This is a genomic window from Halomonas sp. HMF6819, assembly GCF_044335525.1.
GTDB lineage: Bacteria > Pseudomonadota > Gammaproteobacteria > Pseudomonadales > Halomonadaceae > Vreelandella.
Genome location: NZ_JBIQVY010000002.1, coordinates 675,304 through 695,511 on the forward strand (window position 1 = coordinate 675,304; position 20,208 = coordinate 695,511).

The 20,208-nt window shown below is 63.0% G+C and carries 20 protein-coding genes; 10 read left to right on the forward strand and 10 right to left on the reverse strand.

What is annotated here, in order from left to right:
- Positions 1-45 precede the first annotated feature (45 nt).
- Positions 46-1,509: a sodium-dependent transporter gene (locus ACGLWX_RS09070; protein WP_396239106.1), complete on the forward strand. Its 1,464-nt coding sequence runs from the start codon at positions 46-48 to the stop codon at positions 1,507-1,509.
- Here ACGLWX_RS09070 and ACGLWX_RS09075 read toward each other — a convergent pair.
- From ACGLWX_RS09075 to ACGLWX_RS09085, 3 genes are read right to left on the reverse strand one after another with little or no spacing between them, the layout of a single operon-like run.
- Positions 1,488-2,636: a hypothetical protein gene (locus ACGLWX_RS09075; RefSeq protein WP_396239108.1), complete on the reverse strand. Its 1,149-nt coding sequence runs from the start codon at positions 2,634-2,636 to the stop codon at positions 1,488-1,490. The genes ACGLWX_RS09070 and ACGLWX_RS09075 overlap by 22 nt on opposite strands.
- 29 nt (positions 2,637-2,665) lie before the next feature.
- Positions 2,666-3,982 carry a Y-family DNA polymerase gene (locus tag ACGLWX_RS09080; RefSeq protein ID WP_396239110.1) on the reverse strand — a complete coding sequence of 439 codons (1,317 nt, stop codon included), beginning with the start codon at positions 3,980-3,982 and terminating at the stop codon, positions 2,666-2,668.
- Positions 3,979-4,422, reverse strand: a complete 444-nt coding sequence (locus ACGLWX_RS09085; RefSeq protein WP_396239112.1) for a LexA family protein — start codon at positions 4,420-4,422, stop codon at positions 3,979-3,981. Before ACGLWX_RS09085 ends, ACGLWX_RS09080 begins: the two co-directional genes overlap by 4 nt.
- A gap of 365 nt (positions 4,423-4,787) precedes the next feature.
- Between ACGLWX_RS09085 and ACGLWX_RS09090 the strand changes: the two genes are divergently transcribed.
- Together ACGLWX_RS09090 and ACGLWX_RS09095 are read left to right on the forward strand one after the other, a co-directional pair.
- Positions 4,788-5,678 carry an alpha/beta fold hydrolase gene (locus ACGLWX_RS09090; RefSeq protein ID WP_396239114.1) on the forward strand — a complete coding sequence of 297 codons (891 nt, stop codon included), beginning with the start codon at positions 4,788-4,790 and terminating at the stop codon, positions 5,676-5,678.
- 23 nt (positions 5,679-5,701) lie between these two features.
- A complete protein-coding gene (locus ACGLWX_RS09095; RefSeq protein WP_396239116.1) occupies positions 5,702-6,736 on the forward strand; it encodes a patatin-like phospholipase family protein in 1,035 nt (344 codons plus the stop codon).
- Positions 6,737-6,740: 4 nt separating this feature from the next.
- Here the strand turns inward: ACGLWX_RS09095 and ACGLWX_RS09100 are convergent, their stop codons facing one another.
- Positions 6,741-7,310 carry a Smr/MutS family protein gene (locus ACGLWX_RS09100; RefSeq protein WP_396239118.1) on the reverse strand — a complete coding sequence of 190 codons (570 nt, stop codon included), beginning with the start codon at positions 7,308-7,310 and terminating at the stop codon, positions 6,741-6,743.
- 200 nt (positions 7,311-7,510) lie between these two features.
- Here ACGLWX_RS09100 and prmB point away from each other — a divergent pair, with 200 nt between their 5' ends.
- The 7 genes from prmB to ACGLWX_RS09135 all read left to right on the forward strand — a co-directional run bounded on the left by prmB (position 7,511) and on the right by ACGLWX_RS09135 (position 14,200).
- Positions 7,511-8,470: a 50S ribosomal protein L3 N(5)-glutamine methyltransferase gene (gene prmB, locus ACGLWX_RS09105; RefSeq protein ID WP_396239120.1), complete on the forward strand. Its 960-nt coding sequence runs from the start codon at positions 7,511-7,513 to the stop codon at positions 8,468-8,470.
- Between the two features lie 12 nt (positions 8,471-8,482).
- The gene (gene aroC / locus ACGLWX_RS09110; RefSeq protein WP_396239122.1) at positions 8,483-9,580 is read left to right on the forward strand and encodes a chorismate synthase; all 1,098 of its coding nucleotides are present in this window, start codon (positions 8,483-8,485) and stop codon (positions 9,578-9,580) included.
- A 142-nt stretch (positions 9,581-9,722) separates the two neighbouring features.
- The gene (locus ACGLWX_RS09115) at positions 9,723-10,097 is read left to right on the forward strand and encodes a hypothetical protein (protein ID WP_396239124.1); all 375 of its coding nucleotides are present in this window, start codon (positions 9,723-9,725) and stop codon (positions 10,095-10,097) included.
- A 311-nt stretch (positions 10,098-10,408) separates the two neighbouring features.
- Entirely contained in the window at positions 10,409-10,903 is a 495-nt protein-coding gene (locus ACGLWX_RS09120) for a phasin family protein (RefSeq protein ID WP_396239126.1), read from the forward strand.
- Positions 10,904-11,010: 107 nt separating this feature from the next.
- Positions 11,011-12,915 carry a class I poly(R)-hydroxyalkanoic acid synthase gene (gene phaC / locus ACGLWX_RS09125; RefSeq protein ID WP_396239128.1) on the forward strand — a complete coding sequence of 635 codons (1,905 nt, stop codon included), beginning with the start codon at positions 11,011-11,013 and terminating at the stop codon, positions 12,913-12,915.
- A 194-nt stretch (positions 12,916-13,109) separates the two neighbouring features.
- Positions 13,110-13,565 carry a copper chaperone PCu(A)C gene (locus ACGLWX_RS09130; protein WP_396239130.1) on the forward strand — a complete coding sequence of 152 codons (456 nt, stop codon included), beginning with the start codon at positions 13,110-13,112 and terminating at the stop codon, positions 13,563-13,565.
- A gap of 56 nt (positions 13,566-13,621) precedes the next feature.
- Entirely contained in the window at positions 13,622-14,200 is a 579-nt protein-coding gene (locus ACGLWX_RS09135) for an SCO family protein (RefSeq protein ID WP_396239132.1), read from the forward strand.
- Between the two features lie 85 nt (positions 14,201-14,285).
- On the opposite strand, the gene ACGLWX_RS09140 is transcribed toward ACGLWX_RS09135, so the two are convergent.
- From ACGLWX_RS09140 to miaB, 6 genes are all read right to left on the reverse strand, one after another.
- Entirely contained in the window at positions 14,286-14,624 is a 339-nt protein-coding gene (locus tag ACGLWX_RS09140; RefSeq protein WP_252109148.1) for a hypothetical protein, read from the reverse strand.
- Positions 14,625-14,692: 68 nt separating this feature from the next.
- Positions 14,693-16,165: an apolipoprotein N-acyltransferase gene (gene lnt / locus ACGLWX_RS09145; RefSeq protein ID WP_396239134.1), complete on the reverse strand. Its 1,473-nt coding sequence runs from the start codon at positions 16,163-16,165 to the stop codon at positions 14,693-14,695.
- Positions 16,166-16,192: 27 nt separating this feature from the next.
- The gene (locus tag ACGLWX_RS09150; protein WP_252109146.1) at positions 16,193-17,086 is read right to left on the reverse strand and encodes an HlyC/CorC family transporter; all 894 of its coding nucleotides are present in this window, start codon (positions 17,084-17,086) and stop codon (positions 16,193-16,195) included.
- A gap of 68 nt (positions 17,087-17,154) precedes the next feature.
- Positions 17,155-17,616 carry an rRNA maturation RNase YbeY gene (gene ybeY / locus ACGLWX_RS09155; RefSeq protein WP_396239135.1) on the reverse strand — a complete coding sequence of 154 codons (462 nt, stop codon included), beginning with the start codon at positions 17,614-17,616 and terminating at the stop codon, positions 17,155-17,157.
- Complete coding sequence (locus ACGLWX_RS09160; protein ID WP_252109144.1) at positions 17,613-18,698, reverse strand: PhoH family protein; 1,086 nt, start codon at positions 18,696-18,698, stop codon at positions 17,613-17,615. Before ACGLWX_RS09160 ends, ybeY begins: the two co-directional genes overlap by 4 nt.
- Before the next feature lie 85 nt (positions 18,699-18,783).
- On the reverse strand, positions 18,784-20,145 hold the full coding sequence (gene miaB / locus ACGLWX_RS09165; protein ID WP_252109143.1) for a tRNA (N6-isopentenyl adenosine(37)-C2)-methylthiotransferase MiaB: 1,362 nt from the start codon (positions 20,143-20,145) through the stop codon (positions 18,784-18,786).
- Positions 20,146-20,208: the final 63 nt, after the last annotated feature.

Genomic DNA, 20,208 nt, shown 5'->3' on the forward strand with positions numbered 1-20,208 from the left:
CAAATCCGCCAGGATGTCGCCTTTTTTCGAGGCAGGGGAAAAGGCATGGCGTCTTCTGAACAACCGCGTGCGCAGTGGCTTGGGCGCTGGGGATTTCTGCTGGCAGCGACCGGCTCGGCGGTGGGGCTTGGCAACGTCTGGAAGTTTCCCTACATGACCGGCGAGTACGGCGGCGGCGCCTTCGTGCTGGTGTATCTGATCTGCATTCTGGCCGTGGGCGTGCCGGTGATGATGGCCGAGATCGCCTTTGGTCGACGCGGGCGCGGCAGCCCTATCGACGCCTTTCGCCGCATGGCGACGGAGTCTGGCCGCTCACCGCTATGGTCGCTTTTGGGCTGGATGTCGATGCTCGCCGGCTTCATGATCCTCTCGTTTTATGTGGTCGTGGCGGGCTGGTCGTTCTCTTATCTCTGGAAGACGCTTAGCGGCGGGCTCAGCGGTGGCAGTGTCGGGGAGCTTGAGGCGTTGTTCGAGGCCAATAACGCCAATCCCTGGAATCTGGGTTTTTGGAGCACGCTGGTCACGCTGATCACCATGGTGATCGTCGGCAAGGGCGTTCAGGAGGGCATCGAGAAGAACGTACGCTGGATGATGCCGGGGCTGGTGCTGATGCTGGTGGTACTGATCGGCTTCGGCGCGCTTTCTGGAGGCTTCGGTGAGGCCTTTGCGTTTTTGTTTTCGTTCAACGCGGGAAGCCTTTCGAGTGCGGGGATGCTGGCCGCGCTGGGCCATGCGTTTTTCACGCTGTCGCTGGCCGCCGGGGCGATTTTGACCTACGGCAGCTACCTGCCGAAAACCGCTTCCATCGGGCGCACCACGCTCGGCGTCGCGATGGCGGATACGCTCGTCGCGCTCATGGCCGGTCTTGCGATCTTCCCGGTCATTTTTGCCAACGGCATGGACCCGGCGGGTGGGCCGGGGCTCATCTTCAAGAGCCTGCCCGTCGCGTTTCAGGCGATGCCGCTGGGGTCGCTGTTCGGCGCGCTGTTTTTCATCATGCTCTCGATGGCCGCGCTCACCTCGTCGATCTCCATGGTCGAGGCAACGGTCTCCTGGCTTTGCGACAACAAGGGCTTTACGCGCCGCTCGGCGGCCTGGAGTACCGGCACCGTGCTTTGGCTGATCAGTACCGCGGCGATGCTTTCGTTCAACGTGGGCGCGGACTGGACTCTGGCGGGTAAGACCTTCTTTGACTGGCTCGACTATCTGACTTCGCGCTGGCTGATGCCGCTGGGCGGGCTGGGTACCATTTTCGTCGCCGGATTTATGCTCAAAAAGGACGTCATGCGCGACGAGCTTGCGCTTGGCCCGCGCTTCTACGCGCTGTGGCTGGTGATGGCGCGCTACGTAAGCCCCTTGGGCATTCTGGTGATCTTTGCCGACGTGCTGGGGCTTTATAGCGTCGTGTTCGCTCAGCACTGGCCGTATCTGCTCGGCGTGCTGCTGCTGCTGATGCTAGTGGGCGAGCTTTTAAGCCCGCGGCTGCGTCAGGCGCTCGCGCCGCGCTGATCGTTCGGTGCCCTCGTCGAAGACGGCTTGTTCGACGCCATCTCGCGGCGCTGCTCGTTGATGAACGTAGCGGTCAGCGGTGTCTGGCAGCGGGCGAACACCTGGCGTAAAAATCGCTTGCGCGCGCCGCGATAGCCGCCGCTCAACAGCACCGCTTGGGTTAGGCTTTCCAAAAGCGGTGCGCGCTCGCCCTCGTCGAGCCGCGCAAACTCATCCAGAGCGCTTGGCCATTCCACGGCCAGGGTGCTGGGCGCGTCGGGAAGTGTGGCCAGCACGTATGAGAGCAGCAGCACCAGGTTCGGGTGGGGGTGCTGGTTGCGCATGATCATTTCACCCACGCCCTGGGCGAGCAGGCGGCGGATGTGTTCCGGGGCGCGCTCGATGCGCGGCATCAGCCGTTCGATGCGCTGAGGGCCCAGGGCGAGCAGGCAGGCGTCCTCGGTCACGCGGGCCGCGATCCAGGCATTCCATAGCGCGTAGAGCGGTGCGACAAGAAAGGGAACGAAGCCGCGCAGGGTCAGCCGTCCGAGCAGGCGGCGCATGATCATGCGAAGCAGGAAACTGCTCAGGCTGACCTTGAGCCGGTAGATCAGGGCGCGTAGCGTCAGCTTCCAGCCGCGAAGATACGCGTGCGGGTTGACGCCGTACACGAGACTACCCGGGCTTGGGTACTCCAGCGCCACCCGGGCTGCGCCCTGCAGGGTCAACTCCACCGTGGGGGGCTGGGGCGAGCTGTGGCGGTAGTCGAGCCCGCAAAAGTGCATCATGCGCGCCACGCCGCGCAGCGAGTTCCAGTAAATAAAGCCGATTTCCAGCAGCGTCACCACACCAGCGAAGGCCATGTAGCCGGTCCAGTAGGGCAGCTGTTCGCGAAGCGACAGCGCCTCCCAGTGGTCGACGAGTATCTCGCGCATCCACCACTCGGCGCCGCCGATCAGCGTGCCCGAAACGGTCCCCGCCAGCGCCGCCCAAACGATCACCCAGCGGCGGCTTTTTTTCAAAGCGACCATATCCGGGGCGCCTAGCGCTTTATGGCGAGTCAGGCGGCGGCCGATGTAGCGGCGTGCGAAACGCTGAATGCGATCCGGGGCGGGGGCGAATTCCTTGTCGGGGCGTGTAAGCGGCATGAGGACTAACGCAACTTCGAATGGGGCCTTTAGGGTAGCGGCTTCTTACGCTCGGCACACGCCTGGATTGCGCCGGGATGCGTACCGGCTTTCATCAACTCGCCCCAGCGAGTGGTAAAGCGGTCCGAGCGGTGGCCGCAGCGCAAGTGCCAGGACGCCTCTTCCGGCTCGACGCCAAAGCGCACCTTGTTTTGGCCCATGCGCCGGTTGATGTCGTCGAGGGTGGCCATCAGCGCTGGATGATGACGGTGGCGAGGCGGCTGATGCAAAAGCGAGAGCTGATACTGCTCGGCATCGACCAAGTCTAGCAGCATCACCCCGGCCTTCATGAAGCGGTGATCGGGACGGTAGATCTGCTCGAGTCCTTCGCGCACCGCGGCCAGAACCACGCGCGTGTCGTCGCTGGGGGCGGCGAGCGGAATCATGGCGTGGGGAAAGTACTGAGGCTGGTCCTGGCGGTGGCGGTTGGTGGCGAGAAAGATCATCACCGCCCGGGTCAGGCTTCGCTGCTCGCGAAGCTTCTCGGCGCTGCGCTGGGCGTGGCGGCTCAGCGCGCTGTACACGTCGGCCTTGTCGCCGGTGGGCCTGCCGAAAGAGCGCGAGGTCATGATGCGCTGGCGCGGCTCGTCCACCGCGTTCATGGAAAGGCACGGCGTGCCGCGAAGCTCCAGCGCCGTGCGCGCCAGCACCACGGAGAAGCGCCGGCGAAGGTCGTGGTGATCGCACTCGCGCAGATCCCAAGCGGTGTGGATGCGCTGCACCGCCAGCCGCTCGGCCAGCCGCCGCCCGATGCCCCACACCTCACCTACGGGAAGCTCCTTCAGCAGCGCCGTGGTCTCTTTCGAGGCAGCGTCCAGCAGGCATACCCCTTCGTAGCGCGCGCGCTTTTTGGCGGCGTGGTTGGCAAGCTTGGCCAGCGTATGGGTTGGCGCCAGCCCGACGCAGACCGGCAGCCCCAGGTGGCGGCGGATGCGGCGGCGAAGCGCTTCACCCACCGCCTGGCACTGTGCGGGGGTGAGGCCGTCCAGATACACGAACATTTCGTCGATGGAGTAGGGCGCCACCGCCGGGCAGGCGTCGCGCAGAAGCTGGCAGAGCCGCCCCGACATGTCGCCATAGAGCTCGTAGTTCGATGACTTCAGGTGAATGCGCTGGGCGCGGCGCAGCCCCTCGAGCTTGAACGCCGGCACGCCCATGGGAATCTCCATCGCTTTGAGCTCTTCCGAGCGGGCGATGATGCAGCCGTCGTTATTGCTCATCACGCCCACCGGCTGGCCTTCGAGTTCGGGCTGGAAAACGCGTTCGCAGCTGACGTAGAAGTTGTTGGCGTCGACCAGACCGATCACGACACGTACTCGTGAATCACCGCGCGCACTACGCCCCACAGCTGACACTCGGTGCCCGACAGCGGCAGCGGCGGGTAGAGCGGGTGAGCCGAACACAGGTGTGGGGTGCCCTGGTAGAGCGCGTAGCGCTTGATCAGCACTTCGCCATCGAACAGCGCCACCAGAATGTGGCCAATGCGCGGCTGGATGCTGCGATCCACCACCAGCAGGTCGTCGTGGAAAATGCCCCAGCCTTCCATGCTGTCGCCGATCGCCGTCAGGTAGAACGTCTGCGTCGGATTCTTGATCAGCCGCGTGTTGAGATCCAGCGTGCGCTGCTCGTAATCCTGGGCCGGCGACGGAAAGCCGCTGAAGCCGGCGCGGGCGTACAGGGCAGGAAACGCCAGCGGTTGAAAGGTTAACGGCCAAGCTGTCGCAACGTGGGCAGGTTGAGACGGCATCGTGACGTCCTCGAAAAATAAAATAGTGTATGTATATACAGTATTATTTTCCGAGGCTCAAAATGCAAGGTTGACGCCGTGCCCGATTTTCAACGTCCGGTTTTCAACGTGCAAGCCAGAGCCCCACGACGATGGCGCTGATCACGGCGATGAAAAAGACGGCATTGCGGGCACGGGTATCACGGCGAGGTTTCATAACGGTACTCATCTGGCGAAGGGGTGGATGACGGTTGGCGCACCAGCGCGTATTAGGCGTAGCGCGCAGAATTTTGAAAACCAAGCGCTCCAGGCACTGAGCCCGGCATGGTAACGTTTACGCTATAAGGCGTCATCAAACGAACGACGCGCACACGGAGAGATCGCTTATGGTGGAAGTGGCAAGCACCGCGCCCAGGCCGCTGTCGCTGGCCGGAGGCCGACTGGCGGGCCTTGCGTGGGGACGCACGGATGCGCCGACTTGGCTTGCGCTGCACGGCTGGCTGGATAACGCCGCAAGCTTCACGCGCTTGGCGCCGCGTTTGGCGCGCGCGCTCGGCGTGCGCATCGTCGCGCTCGATTTTCGCGGCCACGGCCACTCCGCCCACGGGCCCGCCCAAACCGACTACGCGCTGTGGGACTACGCGTTTGATGTGCTCGACGCGCTGGACGAGCTGGAAATCGAGCGCGCCACGCTCTTGGCCCACTCGATGGGGGCAGCGGTAAGCTGCCTGCTGGCCGCCGCGCTGCCCGAGCGAGTAGACAAACTGCTGCTGGTCGACGGGCTGGGTGCGCTCAATACCGAAGCCGAGCAGAGCACCGAACAGCTTAGAAAGGGGCTTTTGGCGCACCGCCGTCAGGCGTCGCGCACGCCGCGCTACGCGGATCTCGAGCGCGCGGTGGCCGCGCGGGTGGCCGGCGGGGTGACGCCGGTGAGTGCTTCGACCATCACCCCGGTGGTCGAGCGCAATACCCGGGCAAGCCCGGATGGAAAAATTGAGATGCGCACCGACGCGCGCCTGCTCAAGCCGTCGCTGGTGCGCTTTACGCCGGAGCAGGTGCTAATGATGCTGGCGAGTATTCAGGCGCCGGTACTGCTCGTCGAAGGCGATAGCGGCATTCTTGGCGAGCGCCGCTGGGCACAAGAGGCGCGCCAGCAGGTGCCTCATTTGACGCGGCAGGTGCTTTTGGGTGGCCATCATCTGCATCTGGAGATGGATGCCGTCGAGGCGGTCGCGGCCACCATCGTGGATTACTGCCAACGCCAGATGAACGTGTAAAACGGAACAGATCGGAACGTCGAATGAGCAAGTCAACAGAGCAAGCGTTAAGCCATATTTCTCCTTGCAGTGACGGTCACGGCAAAAAGGTCGCCCTGGTGTTGGGCAGCGGCGGCGCCCGCGGCTATGCCCATATCGGCGTGATCGAAGAACTCGAGGCGCGCGGTTTCGAGATCATCTCGATCGCCGGCTGCTCCATGGGCGCGCTGATCGCCGGCATTTACGCCTCAGGCAAACTGCCGGAGTACCGCGAGTGGGTCTGCAATCTGGACTATCTGGACGTATTGAAACTGGTCGACGTGACCTGGAGCCCGATGGGCGCGATGCGTGCCAACAAGGTGATGAACAAGCTCGAGGCGCTGATCGGCGATACGCTGATCGAGGATCTGCGCATTCCGGTGACCACGGTGGCAACGGATCTCGTCCGCCAGCGCGAAGTCTGGTTTCAGCGCGGCCCGCTGTTGCGCGCCATTCGCGCCTCGATCGCCGTGCCGGGGGTGATCACGCCGGTACATCTGGGCGATCAGGTGCTGGTCGACGGCGGGCTTTTGAACCCGCTACCGATGATGCCGATTCTCTCCGCCCACGAGGCGGATCTGGTGGTGGCGGTGAACGTCACCGCTCAGAGCCCTCAGCCCATCAGCCTCGAGGAGCTTCTGCCCGTTGACGAGCAGGACGAGCGCACGCGCCTGGAGCGCGATCACGACGCCAACCTGGGCGGCTGGATGGACGGTGTGCGCGCGGCGACCAAGCGGCTATGGGACGGCTTTGGCGCGCAAGACGACCAGTGGGTCGAAGAGGAGAGCATGGAGGCGCGTGGCCAGCGCGAGTGGGGCAAGCTCGACATGATTCTGGAGTCTTTTGATATCACCCAGGCCGCACTGGCCAAGTACAAGGTGGCGGGCTACCCGCCGGACGTGCTGATCGAAGTGCCGAAAACGGTGTGCAGCACCTACGAGTTCCACCGCGCTAAAGATTTGATTCGCCTCGGCCGCCACCTGGCCGACGAGGCGCTGGAGCGGCGCATGCCGAGTATCGCCTCGGACGCTGCCGAGTAGCCGGTTAACGGCCCCGCTTGCGAAGCAGCACGTAGACCGCGCCGGTGCCGCCGTCGGCGTCCACCGCCGAGCAAAACGCCAGCACCCCCGGCCACTCCCTGAGCCAGGCGTTGGTGTGGCTTTTTAGCACCGGAAAATCCGCCGTCGCGCCCCAGGCCTTGCCGTGCACCACCAGCACGCAGTGAAGATGCTGGGCGGCGGCGTCCGTCAGAAAGCTTTCTAGCTCGGTACGCGCCTCTTCCAGGGTGTAGCCGTGAAGGTCCAGCCCCGCCTGCCAGGGCGTTTGGCCACGTTTGAGCTGGCTAAAGGTGCGATAGGGCAGATCGTTCACGCTGAACTCGAGATACTCCGACGGACGCACCGCCTCGACCCGGCCGTCAGAAGTGCGCCCGGTCGTTATCTGGCTTTCGCTTTTGACCGCCGCCTGGCGGCGCGCCGCTTGGGCGTCGCGCTCGCGTTTGGGCCTGCCGGGGTCGGCCAGGTCGTTTTTGATCTGGCGCACCCCGGCCTCCTGGAGCGCCTGGCGAAAGGCGCTGATCTCTTCATCGTTGGGCGAGTGGCGGCGTCGCGACATGAAAGGCTCACAAAAAATGAAAAACGGCGGTGTGGAGGATGGCGTGAACGCCACAGTATAGCGGCCCTGGCGGCGCTGTGAACCGGGCGGCGACGAAGGTACAATCATTTCCCGATGTTAAGCCTACGACGTTTTTCACGTTTCACCCTTGATGAGGCCGCAAGCCAGGCGCTTGCGGCCCCGCCTGGCCAGGAGCCCTTGTGACCACGCACCTCAATGCCGAGACTTCCCCCTCAACGCTTTCCCTGCCGGAGTCGGCGCTGGCCAGTGACCTGATCACGCTGCGCGACTATCTGCGCTGGGCAACCAGCGAGTTCTACGTCGCCGGTTTGCACTACGGCCACGGCACCGACTCGCCCTGGGACGAAGCGGTGGCGCTGTGCCTGGGCGCGCTACATCTGCCCTGGAACGTCGACCCCGGCGTTCAGGACGCACGGCTTCTGCCTGTCGAGCGCCAGCGCATCATCGAGCTGGTGCGCCGGCGCGTCGAAACCCGCGCGCCGCTACCGTACCTGCTGGGCGAGGCGTTCTTCGCCGGTTTCCCGTTCGATGTGGACGAGCGCGTGCTGATTCCGCGCTCGCCGATCGCCGAGCTGATTCTCGACGGCTTCGGCGCCTGGTTCGATGAAGAGCCGCCGGAACACGTGCTCGATTTGTGCACGGGGTCGGGCTGTATCGGTATCGCCACGGCTCTGGTGCTGCCCACCAGTCACGTGACGCTGGCGGACTTGAGCCCGGACGCGCTGGCAGTGGCGAAGCAGAACATCACCCGCCACGACGTCGGCGACCGGGTGCGCGCGGTCGAATCCGACGTTTTCGACGGGCTTGCCGGTCAGCGCTTTAATCTGATCGTCTCCAACCCGCCCTACGTTGATGCGCGCGATCTGGCCACCATGCCTGCCGAGTTTCGCCACGAGCCGGCGCTTGCCCTTGGCGCCGGCTCTGATGGGCTGGATATCGTACGGCGCATTTTGCGCCAGGCGCGTGACCACTTGACCGACGACGGCTGGCTGATCGTCGAGGTCGGCAACTCCGATCGTCACGTCGAGGCGGCCTTCCCCGAGGTCGGCTTTATGTGGCTTGAATTCGAGCACGGCGGCCAGGGCGTCTTTGCCATCAGCGCCGCGGAACTCGACGCCCACGCGGCGTCTTTTGCGTAAGGAACTAGCGACATGTCTGGCAATACGTTCGGCAAGCTTTTCAGCGTGACCACTTTCGGAGAGAGCCACGGCGTGGCCCTTGGCGCCATCGTCGACGGCTGCCCGCCGGGAATCGAGATTAGTGAGCAAGAGCTTCAGGTCGAGCTCGACCGCCGCCGCCCGGGAAGCTCGCGCCACACCACCCAGCGCAAGGAAGCCGACGAGGTCCGTATCCTCTCCGGCGTGTTCGAAGGCAAGACCACCGGGACCTCGATTGGCCTTCTGATCGAAAACACCGACCAGCGCTCGAAAGACTACTCCAAAATCAAGGACCAGTTCCGCCCGGCCCATGCCGACTACACCTACCACCACAAGTACGGCCACCGCGACTACCGTGGCGGCGGGCGCTCCAGCGCGCGCGAAACCGCCATGCGCGTTGCCGCCGGCGCCATCGCCAAGAAGGTGCTCGCCGCCCAGGGCATTCAGGTGCGCGGCTACATGAGCCAGCTCGGCCCCATCGAGATCGACTTCAAGGACTGGGAGAGCGTCGAGCAGAACGCCTTCTTCTGCCCGGACCCGGACCGCGTGGCCGAGCTCGAGGACTACATGGATCAGCTGCGCCGCGATCAGGACTCGATCGGCGCCGAGATCACCGTGATCGCCGACGGCGTGCCGGTGGGCCTTGGCGAGCCGGTGTTCGACCGCCTCGACGCGGATCTGGCCCACGGCCTGATGAGCATCAACGCGGTGAAAGGCATCGAGATCGGCGCCGGCTTTGACAGCGTGACCCAGCGCGGCACCGAGCACCGCGACGAGCTGACCCCGGAAGGCTTTCTCTCCAACCAGGCCGGCGGCATTCTCGGCGGCATCTCCAGCGGCCAGCCGATCGTCGCGCGGCTGGCGCTGAAGCCGACCTCCAGCATCACCACGCCAGGGCGCTCGATCGACGTGCACGGCGAGCCGGTCGAGGTGATCACCAAGGGGCGCCACGACCCCTGTGTGGGCATTCGCGCCACGCCCATCGCCGAGGCGATGATGGCGATCACGCTGCTCGATCATCTACTGCGTCATCGCGGCCAAAACGGCGACGTTCGTGTTGAAACGCCGCGCTTGAACCAGTGCCAGGATTAGTTTGAAAGGTCAGCGCTAAACCCGAGCGCAGGCCGCTGCTACACTTCATTCAAGGGCTGACCGCCGCCGCTTTGGCGGCGCGTCGTCAAAATGCTCAACGGTTCACGCTCCACCGAGCCACATCAACAAAGGGAAGCCGGCCATGAAAATCAACGTTGAGTTCGATCTCACGCCGGAAGAGTTTCGCCAGTCGCTGGGCCTGCCCGACGTCGAAGCCTTTCAGCAGCATCTGTTGACCAGCATTCAGCGCCAGATGGAGTCCGGCGTCGAAGGCTACGACCCAATGAGCCTGATGCGCCCGTTTTTGCAGCAGCCGATGATGCAACAGGGGCTCTCTCAAGGGCTGTCCCAGGGCCTTGCCCACTTCGGTACCTACCAGCAGATGATGCTGGATATGCTGAAACAGGCGGGTAGCGCCAGCACCAATGCGGGAAGCGAGGCGCCGGAGGCCGAGCCAGAGAAGCCGGCGCCCAAAACAAGGGCCAGCGCTTCGTCGCGCTCGCGGTCCAAAGAATAGCTCGGGGCTGCGTTGCCAAACGCCAGGGCAATCGCTACGCTGTTTCGATAGCGCCGGGCAAGCGTTTCGGGTTAAAAAGAGGGTGCGCCCTTTTGATTTGAAAAACGCTGCGTAAAGCGGGTTTTGAACGGCGCTGAACGGGCAAGAAAACGCGTGGGTAAAACGCTTGGGCCGCAGGCAGGCGCGCCTTCTGCTTTGCTTTCGCGGATCTGCGTACGCGGTATCGCTTGTGAGCGCCGCGTATAAAAAGCATTACAACACCCATCTGCCGACGTGAATGCCGCCTCATTGCCTTGAAAGGAGACAGGACCATGCAGGATAAAATGTTCGACGCCTTCAGTAGCCAGACCCGCCAGATGTTCGAGCCGATGCGCAAGATGAACTCGCTGATGCTCGACAACATGGAAAAGCTGACCCACTACCAGTTGGACGCGATGCAGCGCTACAGCCAGATGGGCACCGATCGGCTGCGCAAGGCCACCGATGTCAGCGACGCGGAAAGTCTGAAGAACTTCGGCGCCAAACAAGCCGAGATGATGAAAGAGCTCTCCGAGCAGATGCAGGAAGACGCCCGCGCGATGAGCGAAATGAGCCTGCAGTTCAAATCCGAAATGGAGAAGCTCTTCAGCGACGCCGGCCGCCAAATGAGCGAGCAGGCAACCGCTGCCGGCCAGCAGATGCGCGAGCAGGCGAGCAACGCCGGCCAGCAAATGCGTGACCAGGCCAACGCCGCCGGTGAGCAAATGCGCGAGCAGGCGGGCGGTGCCAAAAGCGACCCCAGCAGCCAGTCCACGCGTAAAAAGTAAACGCTTTCAATACGGCGCCTTCGGGCGCCGTCTTTTTTGGGTCAAGGGATAAAGCGCGCACCGGGTGCGGGCTGGGTGCGAAAGAGAGAGCACGAGGGGAGGGGCTTATGCAGTCAGCGTGGAACGTGCCGCCGTGGAACGTAGCGCCGGAAGGGCTCAACCAGGATGAACTGGTGGTCTGGAGAGGCGCGATGGAGAAGGTCGGCGAACAGTATCAGGCCTTGATGGAAGAGCTTCTGGCCAAAATGGCGCCGAGCGACGCCGCCGATTCCGTGTACAGCGACATGCGCCAAAGCTTCGAGGCCGCCGCCCGGTCGCTGATGGGTAACCCGACGCTTTTGTGGGAAACCCAGGCGCGGCTGATGCAGGATCAGTGGCTTTTGTGGCAGCAGGGGCTGCGCACGCTCTCCGGGGAGTCGGTGGCGCCGCTGATCCAGCCCGCAAAGGGCGATCGCCGCTTCAAGGACGACGCCTGGACCCAGGAGCCGTTCTATCTGGCGCTGATGCAGCAGTACCTGCTGTTTTCGCAGTCCGTTGACGATCTGATCGGCAACCTCGACGGCCTTGAAGGGGCGAGCAAGCGCAATCTTACCTTCTACGCCCGCCAGCTCGTCAGCGCCATGTCGCCGTCGAACTTCATCTCCACCAACCCGGAAGTGGTGCGGCGTACGCTGGAAACCAAAGGGCAGAATCTGGTCGAGGGGCTCGCGCGGCTTCGCGAGGACCTGGCCAACTCCGCCGAGGGCATCAACGTTCGCATGACCGACCGCCAGGCCTTCGGCATCGGCGACAACATCGCCGTCACCCCGGGCTCCGTGGTGTATGAAAACGAGCTGATGCAGCTCATTCAGTACACGCCGAGCACGGAGAAGGTGTTCAAGACGCCGCTTTTGATCGTGCCGCCCTGGATCAACAAGTACTACATTCTCGATCTGCGGGAAGACAACTCGCTGGTGAAGTGGCTCGTCGACCAGGGCCACACGGTCTTTTTGATCTCCTGGCGCAATCCAGGGCCGGAGCAGCACGACGTCACCTGGGCGGATTACATGCAGCTGGGGCCAATCAGCGCCATGGAGGCGATCGAGAAGGCCTGCGGCGAGAAGTCGGTGAACCTGATGAGCTACTGCGTCGGCGGAACGCTGGCCGCCTCGACGGTGGCGTATCTCAACAGCACTCGGCGCGGGCGTAAGGTGAAATCGGTGACCTACATGGCCACGCTGCAGGATTTCCGCGACCCGGGCGATATCGGCGTATTCCTGAACGAGGGCGTGGTTCAGGGGATCGAGCACTCGATGAACCTCAAGGGTTATCTCGACGGGCGCTCGATGGCCTACACCTTCAACCTGCTGCGTGAGAATGATCTGTTCTGGTCGTTTTTCATTAACAACTACTTGAAGGGTGACGTGCCCGCCGCCTTCGATCTGCTCTACTGGAACACCGACGGCACCAACCTGCCCGCGTCGACCCACGGCTGGTACCTACGCCACATGTATCTGGAGAACCGGCTGGTCGAGCCCGGCGGTATCGAACTCGACGGCGTGAAGATCGACCTTTCGAAGGTCTCCACGCCGAGCTACTTCGTCTCCACGAAGGAGGACCACATCGCCAAGTGGAACAGCACCTATTATGGGGCGCTTTTGCCCAAGGGGCCGGTGACCTTCGTGCTGGGCGGCTCCGGCCACATTGCCGGTATCGTCAATCCGCCGCAAAAGAACAAGTACGGCTACTGGACCAACGATTCGCTTCCCGCGGAGCCTGAGCAGTGGCTCGAAGGTGCCCAGGCGCACGAAGGTTCATGGTGGCCGCACTGGCAGGCGTGGATGACCCAAAACGGCTACGCCGATACGCAGAAAACCGTGGTCGCCCGCGTACCCGGCAGCGGCGCGCTCAGCGTGATCGAAGCCGCCCCAGGGCGCTACGTGCGCCAGACCATTCCCGAAGTGCTGGGAGAAGTATCCAAAGAAGCACCTGAAGAAGCGCCTGAATCAGCCTCTAAAAACGCATCGAATTAGGCTAGCAGCGAGCCGTCGACAGGCGAGTAGCCGCCAGCGTCCTCAAAGCCCGGCGCCGCCGGGCTTTTTTACGCGCGGTTAACGGACAAATTGTCGCATTGCGGTGGCAGCGGCGCCAAAGAGCGCTAAGGTGGTAGCCATCAATAAAGCGCCCTGGGCGCTGTCGTTTCGATTCAACACTCAGGAGCCACGTCATGGCGAACGTTTTATCCAAAACCACGCGTACGCTCGTGTCAGCGCTGTTCGGCGCTGCCGTTTTACTGGGCGCGGCGAGCGCTCAGGCAAGCGATATCAATGTATCCAACGCGCGCCTGAGCCTGCTTCCCGGTGATACCCCGGGGGCCGGCTACTTCGAGCTCGAAAACGCCGGCGACGAGGCGGTCATGCTCACCGGCGCCGACACCGAGGCGTTCGAGACGGTCGAAATGCACGAAAGCAGCGAGCACGAAGGCATGGCGCACATGCACAGCGTCGAGAACGTCGAGATCGAGGCGGGAGACACCTTCAGTTTTGCTCCGCGGGGGCATCACTTGATGTTCATGGAGCGTGTGGTACCGCTCGCCGTGGGTGACAGCGTCGAGGTAACCCTCGAGTTCGACGGCGAAACGCTGCCGGTGACCTTCGAGGTCGTCTCACCCACCTCGCTTTGATATGAGCCGCTTAACTGATTGTCGAGAAAGTGACGATCGCCAGGAGAGTACCGAGTATGCAAAAAGTCGTGTGGCCGCTGCTGGCGGTCGCCTTGCTGGCCGGGTGCAGCGACGAAGAGTTTCGCACCACGGATATCGAAGAGATCATGCCGCCGCTTGCGTTCTCGCTGACCAATGACGACGGCGAGCCCGCCCGCGCCGAGGAGTATTTGGGCAAGACGACGCTGGTGTATTTCGGCTATACCCAGTGCCCGGACGTCTGCCCGCTGACGCTGGCACGCTTCGCCTCGATTTTTGACGAACTCGACGACGAAGAGCGCGACGACGTGCAGATGCTGTTGATCTCTGTGGACCCGAACCGGGATACGCCGGAGGTGCTCAAGCGCTACACCGACGCCTTCGGGCCGGAGTTTACCGGCCTGACCGGCGACAAGGAGGAGATCGACGCGCTGACCAACCGCTACCGCATCGCCTACAGCTTCGAGGAGCCCAACGAGCGTGGCGACTACATCGTCAACCACTCCAGCGCCGTGTTCGCCTTCAACGACGAAGGACAGCCGCGCTTTCTGGTACGCGACCCGCACTCGAATCAGGACGTATTGGCCGACCTTCGCCGCGTGATCGACGAAGGCTAAACGCTATCGGTTCCATACAAAAAGCGCCTCGAAAAGGCGCTTTTTTTGAACCCGGCATTGACCGAAAAACTCCGGCCGATTCGCGTCAGCAGACCGAAGAGAGCCCGCAGTTGGCGGTGTAGGCGCGGGAGTTCACGTCCAGGGTCAGGCGGTGGTTGGTAGTGTCGTAAAAAAACGAGGCGAGGCCCTTATCGGACTCGGCGGTCTGGTAAAGCCCGCACACACCGTAGCCGTACTGCACTTCCTGGAGCTGGGTAAGCTCGACGCTTGAGGAGGTCGCAAGCTCGGCGGCGATCGCTTGGCGAATCTCGTCGTCCACCTTGTTGGCGGAGAGCGCCTGGTTGCCAAAAATCACCGCCCCGATGATCGCCGTGAAGGCGAGCGGGGCGACGATCAGCAGTAAAAAAGGGCGAGAAATAGTCATGGCGTCATTATGCCAGTGCCCCAGGGCCGGTCAAGCGCCCCGGCTGCTCCAAAATGCCGCACCCTGACTTAGAGCAACGTAGTGCGCGTGCGCCGGGTCACCACGCCTGCCGCGCCCATCAGCGCCGCCAGAAGCCAGGCCGGCCAGCTGCCCAGACGAGTGAAGGGCGTTTGCCCCGTCATGGCGTAGAACTCGCCGGTCAGCGCCGTGGCTTCGAATTGCGGCGCGCGGCTCACCACCTGGCCATGGGCGTCGATGATCGCGGTAATGCCGTTGCTGGTGGCGCGTAGAACGAACCGGCCGTTTTCAAGCGCCCGCAGGCGCGCCATCTGCAGGTGCTGGTGCGGGCCGATCGAGGCGCCAAACCAGGTGTCGTTGGAGACCGTCACGAGCACGTCGCTTTCCAGCGCGCGGCTAGCAACCAGCTGTGGATAAATTATTTCGTAGCAGATCGCGTTGCCGATGCGCAGGTCACCGGCCTGCATCGGTACCTGCACCGCATCGCCTTTGGTGAAGCTCGACATGGGCAGGTCGAAAAAATCGATCGCCCCGCGCAAAAGGCTCTCCAGCGGCAGGTACTCGCCAAAGGGCACCAGATGCGATTTCTGGTAGCTACCGGTGACGTTGCCCACGCCGATCACGCTGTTGAAGTAGCGGTTCTCTTCGTCCAGCTGCACGATACCAGTCAAAAGCGAGGTGTCCGGCGACAGCGTGGCCTGAATACGCTCGAGCACCGGCCGCGCCTGGTATTCGAACATTGGCACCGCGGTTTCCGGCCACAGGATCAGCTCGGCGTCGTCATCGACCGAGCGGGTCAGCTCGCTATAGATGTTGGCGGCAGCGCGCTGGCCTTCCGGCGTCCACTTGATCAGCTGGGATAGATTGCCCTGCAACAGCGCCACGCGCGTGGGGGTGGCCGCCGGCGTGGTCCACTGATGTGGAAGCGCCAGCGGTATTAGCCAGATTGCCGCCAGCGGCAGCGCCATCCAAAAGCACCGGCGCAGCACGCCGACAAGCAGCGTGGCGCTGAGTGCGACCAGCAGCGACAAAAGATACACGCCGCCCAGCGGCGCCCAGCCGGCCAGGGGCGAGTCGACGTAGCCCGAGCCCAGCAGCAGCCAGGGAAAGCCGGTGAAGAGATAGGTGCGCAGCACCTCGCCCAGTACCCAGATACCGGCGAAGCTCAAAAGCGTCAGGCGGGTAGCGAAAAAGCGCCGAAATACCCACAACGTCAGCGCGTAAAAAAGCGCCAGCACCATCACGAACAGCGCGGTTAAAAACACCGCCAGCGGCACGCCGGTATAGCCGTAGTCGTGAATCGAGACGTAGACCCAGGATGTGCCGGTGGCAAATAGCGCTATTCCGAAGGCCCAGCCCTTGAGCGCGGCCTGCACCGGGGTAAGGCGCTCGAGGCCGAAGAACAGCAGCGCCACGGCGACCGGGCCGAGCCACCAAAGTTCGAAAGGGGAGGCTGTCAGCGTAGTAAAGCCGCCGGCCACGAGCGCGGCCAGCAGTTGAAGCGCAAAGGGAGACGTCAACACGGTGGTGTCATCCTGTTAGCGGTAGCGTCAATCGGCGTCGTCGGTATCGGTCGAGCCGGACGCGCCACTGGTGTCAGGATGCGCTTCGAGCAGGCGAATCCGGCGATTGTCGGCGTTGAGCACGGTAAAGCGCCAACCACCTAAGCAGGTGTACTCGCCGCGCCCGGGCAAGTGGCCGAACTGCTGCATGACGAGCCCGCCGACGGTATCGAACTCGTCGTCGGAAAAGTCGGTATCGAAGCGCTCGTTGAAGTCCTCGATCGGGGTCAGCGCGCGAATGGCGAAGTGGCCGTTGTCGAGTCGGCGGATGGCGTCCTCTTCGTCGGTGTCGTGCTCGTCCTCGATGTCGCCGACGATCTGCTCGAGGATATCCTCGATGGTGATGATGCCTGCGGTGCCGCCATACTCGTCGACCACGATCGCCATGTGATTATGAGTATCGCGAAACTCTTTCAACAGGCTATTGAGCCGCTTGGACTCGGGGATGAACATCGCCGGTCGCAATATGTCCTCTAGCACGAAGGCGTCGCGGCGCTCCTGAGACTGGGAGAGCAGCGGCAGCAGGTCCTTGACCAACAGGATGCCCTTGACGTCGTCGAGGTTCTCGCCGATCACCGGGTAGCGCGAGTGGCCGGTTTCCTGAATCAGGGGCAGGTAGCCGTCGCTGGCTTGATCGATGGCGATCGCCGAAACTTGAGAGCGGGGAATGAGGATTTCGCGCACCTGTTGATCGCTGATTTCGAGCGCGCCTTCGATGATCATGATGGCGTCCTGGTCGAGCTTCAGCTTACTGGCAGTGTGGCGCAGAAAGGTGAGGAGCTCGTCGCGGGAGCTGGGCTCATCGGCGTCGCCAGTGAGGGCGCTAAAGAGTTTCTCGAGCCAGGATTTTTGATTGGACGTGCTCGATGGATCTTCGCTCATTGCGTCAGGTCTCTTGGTTACGAACGAGTGTGTCGGACAAATGTGGCATCAAACGTCGAAAGTGAACGTTATACGCAGTAGGGGTCGGCGATATCAAGGCGGGCCAGAAGCTTTCGCTCCAGCGCCTCCATGACCTCGGCCTCGTCGTCGTCGATATGATCGTACCCCAGAAGGTGCAGCGTGCCGTGAACCACCATGTGCGCGTAGTGATCACTTGGCGATTTCTGCTGCTCACCGGCCTCGCGCACTACGACATCATGGCAGATCACCAGATCGCCCAGCAGCGGAAGTTCCACACCCGGCGGGCTCTCGAAGGGAAACGACAGCACGTTGGTTGGCTTGTCCTTACCGCGGTAGTCGCGGTTCAGCGCCTGGCTTTCGTCGGGTTCGACGAAGCGAATGGTCAGCTCGCGGCGTAGATCCTCCGGGTGCTCGGAAAACACACAGCCCACCCAGTGGGTGAGCTGTGAAAGCGTGGGGAGATCATCGGCGCTGACCGCCACCTGGCGGTCGACCACGATATCGGTCATCGCCCGCCGTCCCAGCGCGGGGCGCTGTCACGCGCGGCCATGCGGGCTTCGCGCTCTTGCTGGCGCGCTTCACGCTGGGCGCGCTCTTCGGCTTCCTGCTGCGACTCGAAGGCATCATAAGCTTCGATGATGCGCTGAACCAGCGGGTGGCGCACCACGTCCTTCGCGGCGAAGTGGGTGACGCCGATTCCCGGCGTATCCTTCAATACGTCGAGCACCTGAATGAGCCCCGAGCGCTGGCCCTTGGGCAGGTCGACCTGGGTCACGTCGCCCGTGATCACTGCCGTCGAGCCAAAGCCGATCCGGGTCAGGAACATCTTCATCTGCTCCGGCGTGGTGTTCTGGCTCTCGTCGAGAATGATGTAGGCGTTGTTGAGCGTGCGCCCGCGCATGTAGGCCAAGGGGGCAATCTCGATCACCTGGCGCTCGATCAGCTTGGCGACCTGCTCGAAGCCGATCATCTCGTAGAGCGCGTCGTAAAGAGGGCGCAGGTACGGGTCGATCTTCTGAGCCAAGTCGCCGGGCAGAAAGCCGAGCTTCTCGCCGGCTTCGACCGCCGGGCGCACCAGCAGAATGCGGCGCACTTCCTGCTGGTTAAGCGCTTCGACCGCCGCGGCCACCGCCAGATAGGTCTTACCGGTACCCGCCGGGCCGATGCCGAAGTTGATGTCGTGCTCGCGGATGCTGGTGACGTAGCGCTGCTGGTTCAAGCCGCGCGGTTTGATCATGGTGCGCGGGGTGCGCATGATCACCTCACCGCTGCCGTCCTCGCTCTCTTCCTCGTCCTCGAGCGCCTCAAGCCCTGATTCTTGAAGGAACAGGTGCACGGTGTCCGGCGAGAGTTCGCTGGCCGCGGTTTCGCGGTACAGGTGCTCCAGTACGTTCGAGGCGGCCTTGATACGGTTGGCCGGGCCCGCCAGCTGAAAGATGTTGCCGCGGTTTCTCAGCGTGACGTCCAGCCGGTCTTCGATCAGTTTCAGGTGCTCGTCGCGCTGACCGCACAGGCTTGCAAGGCGCTGCGGATCATTGGGTTCAAGGCTTAGAGTGATGATACGGTTGGCCTGAGAGGATGGCTGGCTCAAAAGTTGTCGACCCGTTCGTTGATGTGTGTAACTCAGAGCTTAATGCCCAGGCGGGACCTGGGCAATTACCTGGACTAAATCGGTGTCAATATCGTTCGGGGGAGGCGAGCTCGCCGCGCAGCGAGTTGGGCAGCGCCTCGGTGATCTCGACATCGACGAAGTAGCCGATCAGCTCTGCCGGGTTGGCGGCGCGAAAGTTCACCACGCGGTTGTTCTCGGTGCGACCAGACAGCTGGCCCGGGTCTTTCGGCGAGAAGCCGGTGACCAGAATGCGCTGGGTCGAGCCCACCATGCGCCGGCTGATCTGCCCGGCCTGCTGCAGAATGCGGTCCTGCAAAATCTTCAGGCGCTGCTTCTTGACGCTTTCCGGCGTGTCATCCTCGAGGCCCGACGCCGGGGTGCCCGGGCGCGCCGAGTAGACGAAGCTGAAGGAGTGGTCGAAGCCGATACGGTGGATCAAATCCATCGTGTCCTCGAAATCCTGCTCGGTTTCGCCGGGAAAGCCGATGATGAAGTCCGACGAGAAACTGATGTCCGGACGGTTGGCGCGGATACGCTCCATCTTGGCGATGTACTCTTCGCGGGTGTGGCCGCGCTTCATCGCCGAGAGGATCGCGTCGGAGCCAGACTGTACCGGCAGGTGCAGGTGGCTCACGAGCTCCGGAATCTCGGCGTAGGCCTCGACCAGGCTCTCGGTGAACTCCACCGGGTGCGAGGTGGTAAAGCGCACGCGATCGATCCCTTCCACCGCCGCCACGCAGGCGATCAGCTCGGCCAAGTCGATCTCCTCGCCGAGCTGGTTGTCGCCGCGGTAGGCGTTGACGTTTTGGCCCAGCAGATTGATCTCGCGCACGCCCTGGTCGGCCAAGTGGATGACCTCGTCCATCACCGCTTCAAACGGGCGCGAAACCTCTTCGCCACGGGTGTAGGGCACCACGCAGAAGGTGCAGTACTTCGAGCAGCCTTCCATGATCGAAACAAACGCCGTGGCGCCGTCGGATGTGGGCTTGGGCAGGTGGTCGAACTTCTCGATCTCCGGGAAGGTAACGTCCACTGCGGCGATCATGTTGGCGCCAGAGGCCGCCGCGCTGTTGCGCGCGTCCATCATCGCCGGAATGCGGTGCAGCGTTTGCGGGCCGAACACCATATCCACGTGGGGCGCGCGCTTTCTCAGCGCCTCGCCTTCCTGGCTTGCCACGCAGCCGCCGACCCCGATCACCAGATCCGGGTTGGCGTCCTTGAGCTTTTTCCAACGCCCCAGCTGATGAAACACCTTCTCCTGGGCCTTCTCGCGAATGGAGCAGGTGTTGAGCAGGATTACGTCGGCTTCTTTCTCGTTGTCGGTGAGTTCCATTTGATGGGACTCGCCGAGTAGGTCCGCCATACGAGAGGAGTCGTATTCGTTCATCTGGCAGCCGTGCGTTTTGATGAAGAGCTTCTTCGCCATCGGTACCTGTCGTCTATGAATCGTCTGGGACGAAAATGAATGAAATATCGGTCGGGCACAGGC